Source organism: Promicromonospora sukumoe 327MFSha3.1 (assembly GCF_000385135.1).
Taxonomy (GTDB): Bacteria; Actinomycetota; Actinomycetes; order Actinomycetales; family Cellulomonadaceae; genus Promicromonospora; species Promicromonospora sukumoe_B.
The window spans coordinates 62,395-75,762 of sequence record NZ_ARQM01000016.1; the positions used below are offsets into that span (position 1 = coordinate 62,395).

General features: G+C 71.7%; 17 protein-coding genes and 1 tRNA gene. 7 read left to right on the forward strand and 11 right to left on the reverse strand.

The annotated features are described in order from the left end of the window. Window positions 1-56 precede the first annotated feature (56 nt). Window positions 57-491, forward strand: a complete 435-nt coding sequence (locus H291_RS0125155; protein ID WP_020017798.1) for a nucleoside deaminase — start codon at window positions 57-59, stop codon at window positions 489-491. Between the two features lie 44 nt (window positions 492-535). Here the strand turns inward: H291_RS0125155 and H291_RS0125160 are convergent, their stop codons facing one another. Together H291_RS0125160 and H291_RS0125165 are read right to left on the reverse strand one after the other, a co-directional pair. Then, window positions 536-1,198, reverse strand: a complete 663-nt coding sequence (locus H291_RS0125160; protein WP_157237341.1) for a hypothetical protein — start codon at window positions 1,196-1,198, stop codon at window positions 536-538. After that, a complete protein-coding gene (locus tag H291_RS0125165; protein ID WP_020017800.1) occupies window positions 1,189-2,325 on the reverse strand; it encodes an L-histidine N(alpha)-methyltransferase in 1,137 nt (378 codons plus the stop codon). The genes H291_RS0125160 and H291_RS0125165 overlap by 10 nt, the downstream gene beginning before the upstream one ends. Before the next feature lie 175 nt (window positions 2,326-2,500). Here H291_RS0125165 and H291_RS0125170 point away from each other — a divergent pair, with 175 nt between their 5' ends. Further along, window positions 2,501-3,322, forward strand: coding sequence for a Sir2 family NAD-dependent protein deacetylase (locus tag H291_RS0125170; RefSeq protein WP_020017801.1), 822 nt, complete (start codon window positions 2,501-2,503; stop codon window positions 3,320-3,322). Between the two features lie 56 nt (window positions 3,323-3,378). On the opposite strand, the gene H291_RS0125175 is transcribed toward H291_RS0125170, so the two are convergent. From H291_RS0125175 to H291_RS0125190, 4 genes are all read right to left on the reverse strand, one after another. After that, window positions 3,379-4,335, reverse strand: coding sequence for a transglutaminase domain-containing protein (locus tag H291_RS0125175; RefSeq protein WP_020017802.1), 957 nt, complete (start codon window positions 4,333-4,335; stop codon window positions 3,379-3,381). A 109-nt stretch (window positions 4,336-4,444) separates the two neighbouring features. Next, window positions 4,445-6,112, reverse strand: coding sequence for a carbohydrate-binding domain-containing protein (locus H291_RS31645; protein ID WP_020017803.1), 1,668 nt, complete (start codon window positions 6,110-6,112; stop codon window positions 4,445-4,447). Beyond that, window positions 6,109-6,942: a polyphosphate polymerase domain-containing protein gene (locus H291_RS0125185; RefSeq protein WP_020017804.1), complete on the reverse strand. Its 834-nt coding sequence runs from the start codon at window positions 6,940-6,942 to the stop codon at window positions 6,109-6,111. Before H291_RS0125185 ends, H291_RS31645 begins: the two co-directional genes overlap by 4 nt. Continuing rightward, window positions 6,939-7,577, reverse strand: coding sequence for a DUF4956 domain-containing protein (locus H291_RS0125190; RefSeq protein WP_020017805.1), 639 nt, complete (start codon window positions 7,575-7,577; stop codon window positions 6,939-6,941). Before H291_RS0125190 ends, H291_RS0125185 begins: the two co-directional genes overlap by 4 nt. Before the next feature lie 245 nt (window positions 7,578-7,822). Here H291_RS0125190 and H291_RS0125195 point away from each other — a divergent pair. From H291_RS0125195 to H291_RS0125205, 3 genes are all read left to right on the forward strand, one after another. Then, a tRNA-Ser gene (locus H291_RS0125195) sits at window positions 7,823-7,909 on the forward strand. A gap of 284 nt (window positions 7,910-8,193) precedes the next feature. Continuing rightward, entirely contained in the window at window positions 8,194-8,598 is a 405-nt protein-coding gene (locus H291_RS0125200) for a VOC family protein (protein WP_020017806.1), read from the forward strand. A gap of 20 nt (window positions 8,599-8,618) precedes the next feature. Next, window positions 8,619-9,542: a S66 peptidase family protein gene (locus tag H291_RS0125205; RefSeq protein WP_020017807.1), complete on the forward strand. Its 924-nt coding sequence runs from the start codon at window positions 8,619-8,621 to the stop codon at window positions 9,540-9,542. Window positions 9,543-9,558: 16 nt separating this feature from the next. On the opposite strand, the gene H291_RS0125210 is transcribed toward H291_RS0125205, so the two are convergent. Both H291_RS0125210 and H291_RS0125215 read right to left on the reverse strand, forming a co-directional pair. Then, on the reverse strand, window positions 9,559-9,750 hold the full coding sequence (locus H291_RS0125210; RefSeq protein WP_020017808.1) for a hypothetical protein: 192 nt from the start codon (window positions 9,748-9,750) through the stop codon (window positions 9,559-9,561). Between the two features lie 116 nt (window positions 9,751-9,866). Then, window positions 9,867-10,166 carry a hypothetical protein gene (locus H291_RS0125215; RefSeq protein WP_020017809.1) on the reverse strand — a complete coding sequence of 100 codons (300 nt, stop codon included), beginning with the start codon at window positions 10,164-10,166 and terminating at the stop codon, window positions 9,867-9,869. 286 nt (window positions 10,167-10,452) lie between these two features. Between H291_RS0125215 and H291_RS0125225 the strand changes: the two genes are divergently transcribed. After that, window positions 10,453-11,178, forward strand: a complete 726-nt coding sequence (locus tag H291_RS0125225; protein ID WP_020017810.1) for a GntR family transcriptional regulator — start codon at window positions 10,453-10,455, stop codon at window positions 11,176-11,178. Window positions 11,179-11,207: 29 nt separating this feature from the next. Here H291_RS0125225 and H291_RS0125230 read toward each other — a convergent pair whose 3' ends face one another. The 3 genes from H291_RS0125230 to H291_RS0125245 all read right to left on the reverse strand — a co-directional run bounded on the left by H291_RS0125230 (window position 11,208) and on the right by H291_RS0125245 (window position 12,659). Beyond that, on the reverse strand, window positions 11,208-11,399 hold the full coding sequence (locus H291_RS0125230) for a hypothetical protein (RefSeq protein WP_020017811.1): 192 nt from the start codon (window positions 11,397-11,399) through the stop codon (window positions 11,208-11,210). Window positions 11,400-11,408: 9 nt separating this feature from the next. Continuing rightward, window positions 11,409-11,960, reverse strand: coding sequence for an AAA family ATPase (locus tag H291_RS0125235; RefSeq protein ID WP_026366124.1), 552 nt, complete (start codon window positions 11,958-11,960; stop codon window positions 11,409-11,411). A gap of 237 nt (window positions 11,961-12,197) precedes the next feature. After that, window positions 12,198-12,659: a hypothetical protein gene (locus H291_RS0125245; protein WP_020017814.1), complete on the reverse strand. Its 462-nt coding sequence runs from the start codon at window positions 12,657-12,659 to the stop codon at window positions 12,198-12,200. A gap of 281 nt (window positions 12,660-12,940) precedes the next feature. Between H291_RS0125245 and H291_RS0125250 the strand changes: the two genes are divergently transcribed. After that, window positions 12,941-13,348 (forward strand): carboxymuconolactone decarboxylase family protein, encoded by a 408-nt coding sequence (locus tag H291_RS0125250; RefSeq protein WP_020017815.1) that lies wholly within the window; start codon window positions 12,941-12,943, stop codon window positions 13,346-13,348. The last annotated feature ends 20 nt before the right edge of the window (window positions 13,349-13,368 follow it).

The following is a 13,368-nucleotide window of genomic DNA, read 5'->3' on the forward strand; positions in this document are numbered from 1 at the left end:
TGTCTGACACCGCAAGCCTGAGCGCCGCCGAGCGCCGCGCCCACTGGGAGCGGTGGATGGGCGTCGCGCTCGACGAGGCCCGCCACGCCCTCGACACCGGCGACGTGCCGGTCGGTGCTCTGGTGCTCGACGACGCGGGCCGGGTGATCGGCGTCGGGCACAACGAGCGGGAGGCGACCGGGGACCCGACCGCGCACGCCGAGGTGCTCGCGATGCGGGCCGCGGCAGCGGCCCGCGGCGAGTGGCGTCTGACCGGTTGCACCCTCGTGGTGACCCTGGAGCCCTGCCCCATGTGCGCCGGGGCGCTCGTGCAGTCCCGGGTGCGGCGGCTGGTCCTGGGCGCGTGGGACCCCAAGGCGGGGGCCACCGGATCGGTCTGGGACCTGGTCCGCGACCAGCGGGCGCTGCACGAGGTCGAGGTGCTCGGCGGGTTCCGCGAGGACGAGTGCGGCGCGCTGCTCCGCGCGTTCTTCGAGGCCCGGCGGGGCTGAGCGCCGGCCGTCGCGGCCCGGGACGGACCCGGGCCGCACCCGCGTCAGACCTGCGGCAGGGTCGCGTGCAGCTGGTCGAGCAGCGTGCGCAGTCGCAGCAGGTAGAGCCGCTCGTTGGCCAGGCTGGACATGTTCGCGACGGCGTCCGGCCGGTCCTGGTACTTGACGATCATGAGCTCGAACTCGGTGAGGTCCCGGCGCCAGTTGTACCCCTGGACCCGCTCCCGCCAGCGGTGCAGCTTCTCGACGAGCGCGCTGTCCGGCGCCCGGCTGAGCACGCCGGAGGCGAGCGCGACGTCGACCGCCGAGAGTGCGAGCCGGGGGCTCACCGAGAGGGCCCGGTCGCCGCCGGTCCGGAGCCCGGCGAGCCGGCGCTCCACGATCACGCGGTTCTGCCGCAGCTCGAAGATCACCGAGGCGACCAGCTCCGAGCGGCGCTCCGTCTCGGCGTTCTGCCGTTCCACGACGAGCCCGGTGACGCCCGCCAGCAGGGTCAGCGAGTTGACCCACGGCTCCCACTCGGGGCCGATGCCGAGGATCCACAGGACGCCCAGCACGAACGCGACCGCCAGCAGGGTGTAGGTCACGGCGGCGACGGTCACGCGCCGTCGTCGGGCCCAGCGCCGGTCCGACCATGCCCCCGCGACCCGCCGCCGCGCCAGGCGCACGCGCGCCCGGACCGCTTGTGCCGCCCGGGTCACTTCCATACGTCGAACGCGGGCAGGGCCGTCGGCGCGTTCTCGTCGGGCGCCAGGAGGCGCAGCTCGAGCCCGAACGGGTTCTGCCGCCGCGTGTACCGGAAGCGTTCCCGCTGCACGTGGGTGGTCCGCAGGCCGGCGTCGGCGACCAGCTTGTCGATCCGCTCGGTCGTGTACTTGCGCGTCGTGTACAGGCGGATGGTGTCCAGCGGCTTGAGGTGCACGGGCCGGCTGCCGGGGATGGCCATGCGGAGGGTCTCGCTGCCGACGTTCTGCCAGAACACCTTGAGCAGGATGCTCTCGTCGTCGACCGCCCCGGTGAACCGGACCTGCTCCAGGTCGATCTTGAGGTCGGTGTTGTAGCGGACGGCGCTCGCCACGAACTCGACGAACCCGCGGGTCTGGCGGTACTCGGCCTCGGCGGCGTGGACGGCGTCCTCGGCCAGGCTCTCCGTGGTGGCGAACTCGACGAGCATCCGGTCCTGCGGGCGCAGCACCTTGGCGATGCCGTCGAGGAACTCCGCGTCGTCGTCGAAGTTGGCGACCGTGTTGCCGACGAGCGAGAAGAGGATCGCCTCGTCGCCCACGAGGCGGTCCAGGAACTGCTTGAGCTCCTCGAGGTTGCCGTCCAGCGACAGGTCGATCTGCAGGCCCAGCGACCGGTCCAGGGGGAAGTGCGCGTCGCGCACGGCGGTGCGCGACCCGGTCCGGAGCATCTCGGCGCTCATGTCGACGGGCACATAGAACATCGAGGGGTTGGCCTGGTGCATCGTCTCCAGGAACATGCCGTCCTTGGCCCCGGTGCCGACGCCGAGGCTCACCAGGTGCACGCACTCGTCCGTGACCAGCGGCGAGAGACTGCGCCACTGCCGGCGGAACATCTCGGTGCCGACCTTGATCACCATGTAGGTCGGGTCGTTGGAGGCATTGAACCAGGCGATCGTCGGGCCGATGCCCCAGTAGGCGTACCCGGACGGGACGCGCTTGCCGTCGCCGGACGTCGAGTGGCCGTCGTCGAGGTACTGGGCGAGGGTCGCGAGCTTGTCCGACTGGTCCTCGCCGACCAGGGTCACGGACCAGGCGAAGTCGTCGCCCGCGAGGGTGCTGTCGATCCTTGAAATCGCTGAGTCGCTCACGCGGTCCCCTCCTGCTCCCGTGCAAAGAGATCCCAGGCTAGCGGGATGCGAGGCGGTGCGAAATGAAACACACCTCGGGTGCGGCAGGGCGTGGGCGGCATACCCTCAGAGGGTGTTTCCTCAAGCCCGCCCCACCACCTGGCAGCCCGAGGCCGTCGAGGTCGCCCGCACCACCGTGGACGACGCCGTGGACGTGCTCTCGGGCCTCCGGTTCACCGCACTCACGGGCGCCGGGATCTCGACCGACTCCGGCATCCCCGACTACCGCGGCCCCGACTCCCCGCCGCGCAACCCGATGACGTACCAGCAGTTCGTGGGCGACGAGGAGTTCCGCCGGCACTACTGGGCGCGCAACCACGTGGGCTGGCAGCACGTGGATCGCACCGCGCCGAACGCCGGGCACCGCGCGCTCGTCGAGCTCGAGGAGCGCGCGCTGCTGACCGGGATCATCACGCAGAACGTGGACCTGCTGCACGAGGACGCGGGCTCCCGCAACGTCATCGACCTGCACGGACGCTACGACCGCGTGATCTGCCTGACCTGCGGCCGGGTGATCTCCCGGACCCACCTCGCCGAGCGGCTCACCGAGCTCAACCCCGGCTTCCTGGAGTCCGTGGGCGACGTCGCGGACATCGAGATCGCGCCCGACGCCGACGCCGTCATCGAGTCGACCGCGCACTTCAAGCCGGCGCCCTGCGAGTTCTGCGGGGGTGTGCTCAAGCCGGAGATCGTCTACTTCGGCGAGAACGTGCCGCGCGAGCGGGTGGACCGGGCGTTCGCGCTGGTCGACTCCGCCGACGCGCTGCTCGTCGCCGGGTCGTCCCTGACGGTGATGAGCGGGCTCCGGTTCGTGCGGCACGCGGCCGAGGCGGGCAAGCCGGTCGTGATCGTCAACCGCGGCATCACCCGCGGCGACAAGTACGCGACCGTCAAGATCGACTCGGGTACGAGCGACGTCCTGACCGAGCTGGTCCGCCGCCTGCCCCCGCCCGCCTGACGCCCCGTGTCAGACGCACAGATCACTCCGGTGACCTGTACGTCTGACACGTGCGGCTAGCGGGTCGTCAGGTCCGTGATGCCGTCGTGGCCCGTCGGCGACAGCGTGAGCACGCGGTTGCCGGGGCGCAGTCGCTGGTCCCCGCGGTACAGCTCGGCGAGCTGGTCGGCCGCCTCACCGTCCCCGGAGTCGGCGGCGACGAGCAGGTAGGCGAGCTCGTCGGCCACGGCGTCGAACTCGGCGTCGGACATGTCCGCGCCGGGCAGGCCCGCCTCCTGGACCCACGCCGCGGCCTGGCCGTCGGCGGCCTCGCGGACGGACGCCGTGCCGAGCTGCGGTCCCCAGAAGTCCCAGAGGAGCAGCTCGTCGCGGTGCCGGTGCGCCACCTCGTACAGCACGTAGGAACGCACGAAGTCCTTGCCGTGCAGGTAGGAGACCTCCGCGGTGACACCGAACGTCGCCGGGTCCACGGTGCCGGCGCGGATCGCCAGCCACGCCTCGGCCGCCGTCACGAACGGCGACTCCGGCCCCGTCGGCATGTCGTGCACGTCGAAGTCGAAGTCCTTCTGGTCCAGCTCGGGGTCGAACCGCAGCCAGCGCTTGCCGTCCCAGCGCTCGCCCACCACGTGGTCGGCGTTCCAGCCCGGCGAGAAGTACGTGGCGAAGCCGATCCGGGACCGCGCCGGGACGTCGTGCGTGCGCAGCACGCCGAGCGACAGGAGCGTGTGGTCGCGGCAGCACCCGGCGACCTGCTGCGCCTTCGTGCGCGGTCCGTCCAGCGGTGCGCGCAGCTCCGCGGCGTCCAGGATGGAGGTCAGCCAGCGGCGGTCGGGATCGGTCCGCTGCGCCTCGGTCAGCGTCGGGCCGCCGGCCCGGTAGTGGACCACGGCCGTGCAGACGAACTGGTGCAGTGCTTCCGGGTCGGTACTCAGCTCGGTGAAGTATCCGGTGTGGTTTCCGGGGTTCGAGTACGGACTGTGGTCCGAGTAGTCGAAGAGCGTGGGCGCGGGCATCGGTGTCCTCCCTCAGCGGTGTCGGGAACACTACCCCGCGCCCCCCGAGAAATGACAGCCCGAAACAGCGGCCGTCCCGGGGCCGCGCGGGCCCCGGGACGGCCGCCGGTCAGGGCATGCCGGTGGTGGCCGGGGACTCGCCCGCCGTCGCGGTCGTGAGGTCCGAGCCGTCCGCCTGGACCGTGTACGTCTCGCCGCTCGTCACGTCCGCGGAGGCCAGGACGACCGACTGCGTGTCCTTGGTCAGCGTCACCTCGGCCACGGTCGTGCCCGACGCGTCGGCCACGGTCAGCTCCGTGCCCGCCGTCAGGGTGTCGAAGGTCGCCGCGACCCAGCCCTCCGAGCCGTCGCCCGGCGTCTGCAGCATGCTCGACGTGCCGACGGCGAGCAGCGTGCCGCCGTCCACCGTGAGCGCCCCGGCGCTGTCGAGGGTGCCGTTGCCGCCGGTGGACGGGCCGAAGACCGTCACGTCGCCGCCCGAGACCGTCAGCGTGCCGTTCGAGTCGAGGCCGTCGCCGCCGGCGTCGACCGTGACGTCGCCGCCCGTGATCACCAGCGAGAAGTCGCCGGCCGCCTCGCCCGGCATGCCGCCGCCCCCGCCACCTCCGCCGCCCTGCGGCGGCTCGCCCTCCGGCATGGTGCCCGACGCCGGCGGCTCGCCTCCCTCGGGCATCTCTCCGTCGGCAGGGGGCTCGGGGGCGGCGTCCGCGGCCTGGTCGGACGTCGCGGTGTCGTCGGACGTCGTGGCCTCGTCGGTCGTCGTGCTCGTGCCGCCCGCGGCGTTGAAGCCGTCGTCGGACGACGTGACGTCCACCGTGCCGCTCGCGACCAGGATGCGCGCGCCCTCGATGCCCTCGACGGACTCGGAGACGGTGACCGTGGCGCCGTCGATCACGAGGTCGCTCTCGGCGTGCACGCCGTCGTCGCCGGCCGCGACGGTCACGGTGCCGCCGAGCAGGGCCGCGTAGCCGACGGTCTCGCCGTCGTCGTTGGTGCCGTCCTCGTTGTCGGCCTTCAGGCCGTCGTCCGCGGCGTCGACGTCGAGGGTGCCGTCGGTGACGACCAGGAAGTCCTTGCCGCGGACGCCGTCGTCGACCGCGGTGACGGTGATGTCGCCGCCCGCGATGACGAGGCCGTCCTTGGAGGCGATGCCGTCGTTCGAGCGGCCGGTGACCGCCAGCGACCCGGTGCCCGAGATGACCATCGAGTCGGCCGAGAAGAGGGCGGAGTTGGGGGCGTCGTCGCTGGTGTCGGTATAGGTCTCGGCGTCGGTCAGGCTGTTGGACGAGCCGTCCGCGAGCACCACCGACACGTCGTCGGCCTGCGTGACGGCGATCGCGGAGCCGGTCGAGCTGGTGATGTCGGCGCCGTCGAGCACGATCCGGACCAGGCCGTCCGCCTCGGACGTCACCACGATCTGGCCGTCGTCGAGCGTGCCGCTGATCCGGTAGGTGCCCGGCGCGGAGATGGTCACGGTGGAGCCGTCGGCGGTGGCGCCGTCGCCCGAGACGGTGGCGCTGTCGCCGTCCAGCGAGACGCTGGTCTCGTCGGCGGTGTCCCAGGTCTCGTCGGCGAGGGCCGCGAGCTCGGTGTAGTCCTCGTCGTCGGCCAGCGCGTCGTCGACCGTGGTCGCGACCTCGGAGATGGTCGTGGTGCTGGTCGTGCCGGTGCCGTTCGTGGATCCGGCGGCGGTCGTGCTGCACCCGGCGAGGGCGCCGAGCACCAGGGCGCCGGAGATCGCGGCGGTCAGGAAGGGGCGGGGTCGGCGGATCGTCATGCGGAGGTCCTCTCGCTGGTCAGGATGTGTTTGTCGGGGGCGGGCAGGCTTGTCGTGAGCCGACGGCGGACGAGGCGGCGCCAGGGCATGTCCGGCAGGTCGGGGCGCAGCACGGCGAGCCCGGTGGCGTACTTGGAGATGCGGTCGGGGCGGTGGCCGGCGCGCCAGAGCAGGCGGTCGACCGACGAGGGTCCGGAGCCCACGGCGGTCTTGGTCTCGACCACCACGAGGTCGCCGATCGCGGCGGCCCGGTGCGCGGCGGCGCGGTGCGCGGTGGCGCGGTCTGCGGGGGGCACGGCGTCGCGGGGGCCCAGCAGGTCCCAGACCAGGCCGGTGTCGAGGGTCACGCGGGCGTCGTCGAGCAGCAGGGTGGTGCGGCGGTACCGCGACCGCAGGGTCGGGGTGAGCACCGGCGCCGACGGCGCCCCGGCGTCGGCCAGGCGGTCCGAGACGAAGGCGCGGGCGACGCCGAGGTGGTCGGCGTCGTCGTGCGGCTGCCGCTCCTTGACCGTGGTGCCGCGGCCCGCGCGGGTCTTCACCTCGACGAAGCACGACCCGGTGTCGACGTAGGTCCGCGTGCGGACCTTGAACCGCCGACGGCGGCGCGTCGCCGCGAGGCGGTACGCGTCCAGCTCCGGGGTGTCGAAGTAGGTGGAGTCGTAGGCGAACGAGCGGGACCCGGCGATCTCGAGCACCCGGGCCGGGGGCAGGCCCGCGAGCAGGCGGTCCAGCTCGTCCGGCGTCAGCACGTACTTGCGGTCGCGGCGAGTCTGGAGGGCGGCGGCGTCGTTCAGCTCGTCGAGGGTCACGGGGGCGAGGTCGGCGATCATCGGGCCGCCGCCAGCTCCGGGCGGCCGCCGGCGACGGTTCCCTCGTGCAGGGTGGGGGCGCCGGTGCCGTCGTCGGTCAGGATCGGCAGGCGGCGCGCCTCGGAGTAGCGGACGTCCACCCAGGTGGAGTCGTTCACGAGGTCGAGGCGCTGCACGGACAGGGCGTGCACGCGCGCCCCCAGGAGCTGCTCCAGGTGGGCCGTCAGCTCGGTCCGGTCGGCGATCGCGCGGTCCAGGACCACCAGCTCGCTGTGGTGCCTTGCGAACAGTCGGGGATGGTCGGCCAGCGCCATGACCAGGAGGATCAGGCCGCTGCCCGCGAGGCCGAGCCAACCGGCGCTCGTCCCCAGCCCGCCCAGCAGACCGAGCGCGAGCGACGCGAAGTAGTAGGCGACCTCGTGCTGCGACAGCTCCGTGGAGCGCAGCCGGATGATCGACAGCACGCCGAACAGGCCGAGCCCCAGGCCTGCTGCGACGGCGCTCGCGGACAGTGTCGCGGAGACCGCGAGCACGCCCACGTTGACGCCGAGGAAGGCGACGACGAGGTCGCGCCGACGGTGCCGCGGGAAGTACAGCGCGAAGGTCAGGATGGTGACGGCGACGAGGTCGACCGCGTAGAGCATGAGCTGGTTCATCGGGTCTCCGAGGGTTGCGAGGTGATGAACACCAGGCAAACGCACGGGTCGATCCGCATCCTGTGACACGGCTGGGCCACGCCTGTGGCTCTCTGTGTGGTTGCTGGGAAGGCGCTGGCGCGGGGGTTTCGGGGCGCTCCTGGCGGGGTGCCGAGGGCCCGGATCGCCTCGTCGGGGAACCGATTCGTGGAACCGGGGTCCGACCGGGTATCCTCCTACGGTCTGCTGCTGATGTGGCGGGCGAAGGTAGCGTGTCCGAGCGGCCTAAGGAGCACGCCTCGAAAGCGTGTGTGGGTGAAAGTCCACCGTGGGTTCAAATCCCACCGCTACCGCACCCTGAAGGCCCCCAACCGCAACGCTGTGCGGTCGGGGGCCTTCGTCATGCCCGGGCGTTACGGCAACCGGCGCGCCCTCCGATTTGCCGACCATGCACCTGCTGCCAGTCCGACGGCGGGTCTGGCAGCAGGTGCATGGTCGACGGCCGAGCCTCACGGTCACAGATGCGGTACCCGTCTGGTCAGGTCGTCGACCGGTGTGGCTCCGTGGAGGGCCGCGGAGGACAGGAGCAGCAGCGATGACCGTCGACGACTTCCCAGCGCCCACTGAAGGGCTTGTCGTGACCCACTTTCTGACCGTGCGAGACGTCGAGGTGTCGCGGGAGTTCTACGCCGCGATCTTCGGCGGGCAGGTGGTCCGGGCGGAGAACCCCGCGACGGTCCGGGTCACCAACACGTGGATCATCATGAATCCCGGCGGCGGACCCACGCCCGACAAGCCGGACGTCGTCCTGCGGCCGCCCGAGCCCGGCGACCCGGTCTCCGCGTTCCTCAACGTCCGCGTCGCCGACATCGCGGCGTTCTACGCCGACGCGCGGGCGAAGGGCGCGCACTTCCTCACCGAGCCGCAGGACCGCGGTGCGGAGCTGCGGTGCTACCTGAGCGACCCGGACGGGTACCTCATCGAGATCGGGCAGACGACCGGCCTGCTGCACGGCATCACCGCCGGTCAGGGCGGGGCGTGAGACCGGGTAACGTCCGGGCCATGGCGCGCGTCCCACGGCTTCGACCTGACCTGGCACCCCTCAAGAGGCTGGAGCCCGGCGACGTCGTCGCCCTCGTCTCGCCCGCGAGCTGGAGCGACGAGTCGTGGGTGGACGAGAGCATCGCGACCGTCGAGTCATGGGGGTTCAAGGCGCGGCTCGGAAAGCACGCCGACAACAGGCTCGGCTACATGGCGGGCGGTGACGCCGAGCGCGCCGCCGACCTCAACGACGCGATCCGGGACCCGGAGGTCCGCGCCATCCTGACCCTGCGTGGCGGTTGCGGCAGCCTGCGGCTGCTGGCGGACGTCGACACCGACGCGCTCCGGGCGGATCCCAAGCCGCTCATCGGGTTCAGCGACATCACGGCGCTGCACCAGGTGTGGCACCAGGCCGGCGTTCCGTCGGTCCATGGCGCGGTGGCCGGGACCCGGGCCGAGACGGTGCTGAACCTCCTGCGCGGCGAGACCGGGGAGCCCGTGCGCAGCGATCGCGACCAGTACGGCGCGTACCTCACGACGTCGGGCACGGCCTCGGGCCCGCTGTTCGGCGGAAACCTCGAGATGCTGGCACGCAGTGTCGGCATCGTCGACAACGACCTCACAGGCCACGTCCTGCTGCTGGAGATCAACCGGACGGTCGGGCTGGGCATGGTCGACCGACCGCTGACCCAGCTCATCCTGTCCGGGGCGCTCGCGGGCATCACGGGTGTCGCCGTGGGCTCGCTCGAAGGCTTCGACGGCTACGAGGACCGCGGCTGGAACGTGCTCGACGTGCTCCGGGACCGGCTGGGCTCGCTCGGCGTGCCGATCCTCGCCGGGCTGCCGCTCGGGCACATCGAGAACCCGGTGTCCGTGCCGCTCGGCGTCCGGTGCGAGCTCGACGCCGACGAGGGCACCCTGACCGTCGCGGCGCTGAGCGCCTGACCCGGGCCGGCGGAGGTCAGGCCCCGGGGCGACCCGTCAGCTTGCCCGTCAGCCAGCGTCCGACCTTGCGTACGTCGGCGGCCAGATAGCGGAACTGTCCGAGCTGCGTCCAGAACACGTTGACCTGACGTCCCGCCCACGAGGCCGGGGGCTGGGCGTCGGAAGGCCGGATGAGCTCGCCCTTGGGCTTCGCGTCGTCTGCAGACATGGGGGGATCGTACTGGTGCGCGCGTTGCGCCTCCGCCGTGCCCGGCCAGGACGGAGGCTCATACTTCCGTCTCGGCCGCCGGCCCTCGGGCGCGGGCCACGTCGCGCGCCCGGCAGTCACACCGGCCACGACCGGACCTCGCGGGTGCTGCCGCGAAGGTCGCCGTAGACATACAGGTCCATGTCGTTCCAGGAACCCGTCCACAGTGTGAAGCCCGGCCTGGTCGCCGGATAGTCGGTCGCCACCGTGATCCCCAGCTGTGCCGCGATCGCCGCGCCCTCTGACCGCCGGCTCGGGTGCACCACCAGGTGATCGCGGAACACCTCGACCCATTTAGTCCTGTTGTCCCCAACTTCCGCCAGCAGCGCCGTGACGTGTGTCGCGGAGTCCGCGAGAGCTCGGTTCAGCGGCGCCATGCGATCACCGCCCACGCCGCAGCTATGACGTCGAACACCGCATAGACGGCCAGCAGCTCCACCGGGATCACGATTCGCCTCCGTCGCTACCGACCACCATGACTGCTCCCTTGTTCGAGCGAGATGCAAACATCTTTAAAGAGGTGATAGCGCTCACTCTGGCCCACATCTTTAAAGAGGGCAACCGCATCTACAAAGAAGTTCGCTGGAGGAGCCCGAACCGAGTTGTCTCGGTCCCGGAGGGGACGCATAGGGTTGAGCCATGTCTAAAGATGCGAAGCAGGGGGTGGCCGAGACGATCGCGGCCGAGCTCCGCGACGCCATCGAGCGTGGGGAGTACGGGCCGGGCGACCAGCTGCCCGGGGAGAACTCGCTCATCGAGGACTACGGCGCTGCGCGTCTGACGGTGCGCAGCGCGCTCGGGATGCTGCAGGCCGAAGGGTTGACGACCACTCGCCGCGGTGTCGGAGTGTTCGTGCGGTCCTTCGACCCGATCGTCCGCAACGGCATCAGCCGCGTGAGCGCGCGAAAGTGGAACGCCGGCCGCAGCGTGTGGGACGACGAGACCAGCGGTCGTCGCCCGACCGTCGATCACATCGAGATCGTCGCGGAGGCCGATGCGCCTGCCGACGTCGCCGCCATCCTCGACAGCGACGCGAAGGTCGCCACCCGTCGCCGGCGTTACCTGCTGGACGGCAAGCCCGTCATCGTGGCGACCTCATATCTCCCGGCGAAGCTCGTCGCTGAAAGCCAGGTGCTGGAGCAGGAGACGGGTCCGGGCGGCATCTACGCCCGCCTGGCCGAGCTCGGGCACGCTCCCGCGCACTTCCGCGAGGACATCGTCGGTCGCATGCCCACCAAAGCTGAGAGCGAAGAGCTCGCCGTCCCGGCCGGCACGCCCGTCTTCGTGCTGACGCGCACCGCCGTCACCGAGCAGGGCGATCCGGTCGAGGTCAACGTCATGGTGATGGACGCGGGCTCCTACGTGCTGCGCTACGACTTCGACGCGTAGCTCGGTCGGGCTGGATCGGTCCCGGCGGGTCAGGCCTCGCGGCGGCCTGACAGCTTGTTCGCCAGCCAGCGCGCAGCCTTGAGCAGTTCGGCCGCGAGGTCACGGAGGTCCCTGAACTCCGCGCGCAGCGAGTCCATCAGGCGGTCGGTCGGGGTGCCCTCGGGCGGGTCTCCCCGGCGACGGATGTGCCGCGCCTCGTGGGGCTCGTCTTCAGCGGGCATGCACGGATCTTATTGCTGGCTCGACGGGTGACCGCCGTCGAAGAACGCCTCCACCTCCCGCCGCGACCGCAGCCGGTGGAACGTCAGGTGGGCGTTCTCGGGGGCGCTCATCGCGTCCCCGAAGTGCCGCGGGTGCCGTCTGAGCTGCTGCAGCGACCAGCGGACGATCGAGTCCCGCTTCCAGGGCGCGAGCGCGTCGGTCCAGGGCTGGCGGAGGCCCGTGCCCGGCCAGAGCTCGGTCTGGTCGATCGCGCGCAGCAGCGTCCGGCGGTACACCCGCGCGAGCACGAGCGGCTTTGGCGGGTCGATCCAGACGACGGTGTCGGCGCGGGCCCAGATCGCGGGCCGCAGCGCGGAGTAGTTGCCGTCGAGCACCCACACGTCGCCGGCCACGGCGGCCTCGGCGTTCCGCACGAAGTCTTCCTGCGGGCGCGGCGTCCACCCCGGGCCCCAGTAGAGCGCGTCCAGCTCCACGTGGCCGACGCCGAGGTGGGCCGCCAGGCGGCGCGCGAACGTGGACTTGCCCGACCCGGACGCTCCGACCACCGACACCCTGTGCACCGGAAGAAGTTAGCCCAACGGGAGGTCCGAGCCCTCAGGAATTCTCGGCGCCCTCGGCGACCGGATCGTCCGGAGCCAGTTCCGCCGTGCCCACTTCAGCCGTGTCCGGGTCGGGCCCCGGCGGATCGGTCCACCGCGCCAGCTCCCGGTCCACCACCTCCTCGGCTCGCCGGATCCAGCACCGTTCCCACGGCCAGCGCAGCGGTCCCCAGCCCGCCCGCCCGAGGCCGTCGTCCCTCATGAGCGCCCGGCCGGGAGCGTGAGCATCGCCAGCGAGCCCGCGACCAGGGCGAGCACCGAGAGCGACACGCACACCCAGGTCAGGACGTACGTCGTCCGGAGCACGTGCTCGTTGAAGGCGACCCGGACGTACAGGGCCCGGAAGAACTCCAGGTCGGTCTTGGCCGCGTCCCAGCCCTCGCGCCGGGACCGGGCGAGCGTGGCGGTGACGTCCGGCTCGCGGATGCGGTCGGCCATGTACAGCACGACCGTCGCGACGGCCGCCAGGGCCAGGACCGCCACCCCGACCGTGGGCCAGAGGCCGGTCGTGGCGCCGGCCTCCCAGGCCGTCGCGTTGATCGCGAGGGAGCCACCAAACGCGAACGTGGCGATGACCTTCTCCCCGTCGACGCGCCACCGCTGGTGGCCTAGGGATCGCTCCAGCGCCCGCTCTGCCGTTCCCCGCAACGCCGCGTCCATGAGGGTGATTCTTCTGCGCGGCCCGACGGCTGTCGAGATGTACCGAGATGCCGGGTTCGGCCCTGACCAGGAACGTTGGGCCGCCTGACCTGCGCCACCCTCGAACCCGGAGGGGAATGTGGCCTCGGAAAGACTGGTTGACCTGGGCATATATCACCCGCGAGGTCTTGCGTCGCCCGCCGCCGATGGGCTGGACTGGCCCTCACGCCTACAGGCGTCTGCCCCGGTGGCAACCGAACGAGCCCACATCACCCATGCCGGCATTCCAGGAGGAGAAAACGATGACGGACAACGAGACGTCGCGCGCGGAGAGATTCGCATCCGGCAAGGCGGCCCTCGATACGTACCACGACGGCGCGGGCCACGGCGTCATCGAGTCGCTGGCCGACATCGCTCCCGAGCTCGGCCACCAGATCGTCGCGTGGGGCTACGGGGACATCCTGTCCCGGCCTGAGCTGGACCCGCGGGAGCGGCAGCTCGTGACCCTTGGGATGCTCACCGCGATGGGCGGCAGCGAACCGCAGCTCGAGGTGCACATCGGCGCGTCGCTGAAGGTCGGTCTCACGCCGCAACAGATCATCGAGGTCTTCCTGCACAGCTCGGTCTACTGCGGGTTCCCGCGAGCCCTGAACGCCGTCGCCGTCGCCAAGAAGGTGTTCGCCGAGCGCGGCCTGATGCCGCTGGCCTGACCTGGGCCCGCTCCACGCGG

Bases quoted from the DNA above. Each gene is read 5' to 3' on its own strand.
- H291_RS0125155 (WP_020017798.1), top strand. From the start codon at position 57: ATGGGCGTCGCGCTCGACGAGGCCCGCCACGCCCTCGACACCGGCGAC.
- H291_RS0125160 (WP_157237341.1), bottom strand. From the start codon at position 1,198: ATGGAAGTGACCCGGGCGGCACAAGCGGTCCGGGCGCGCGTGCGCCTG.
- H291_RS0125175 (WP_020017802.1), bottom strand. From the start codon at position 4,335: ATGCCCGCGCCCACGCTCTTCGACTACTCGGACCACAGTCCGTACTCG.
- H291_RS31645 (WP_020017803.1), bottom strand. From the start codon at position 6,112: ATGACGATCCGCCGACCCCGCCCCTTCCTGACCGCCGCGATCTCCGGC.
- H291_RS0125185 (WP_020017804.1), bottom strand. From the start codon at position 6,942: ATGATCGCCGACCTCGCCCCCGTGACCCTCGACGAGCTGAACGACGCC.
- H291_RS0125190 (WP_020017805.1), bottom strand. From the start codon at position 7,577: ATGAACCAGCTCATGCTCTACGCGGTCGACCTCGTCGCCGTCACCATC.
- H291_RS0125205 (WP_020017807.1), top strand. From the start codon at position 8,619: ATGGCGCGCGTCCCACGGCTTCGACCTGACCTGGCACCCCTCAAGAGG.
- H291_RS0125210 (WP_020017808.1), bottom strand. From the start codon at position 9,750: ATGTCTGCAGACGACGCGAAGCCCAAGGGCGAGCTCATCCGGCCTTCC.
- H291_RS0125215 (WP_020017809.1), bottom strand. From the start codon at position 10,166: ATGGCGCCGCTGAACCGAGCTCTCGCGGACTCCGCGACACACGTCACG.
- H291_RS0125230 (WP_020017811.1), bottom strand. From the start codon at position 11,399: ATGCCCGCTGAAGACGAGCCCCACGAGGCGCGGCACATCCGTCGCCGG.
- H291_RS0125245 (WP_020017814.1), bottom strand. From the start codon at position 12,659: ATGGACGCGGCGTTGCGGGGAACGGCAGAGCGGGCGCTGGAGCGATCC.
- H291_RS0125250 (WP_020017815.1), top strand. From the start codon at position 12,941: ATGACGGACAACGAGACGTCGCGCGCGGAGAGATTCGCATCCGGCAAG.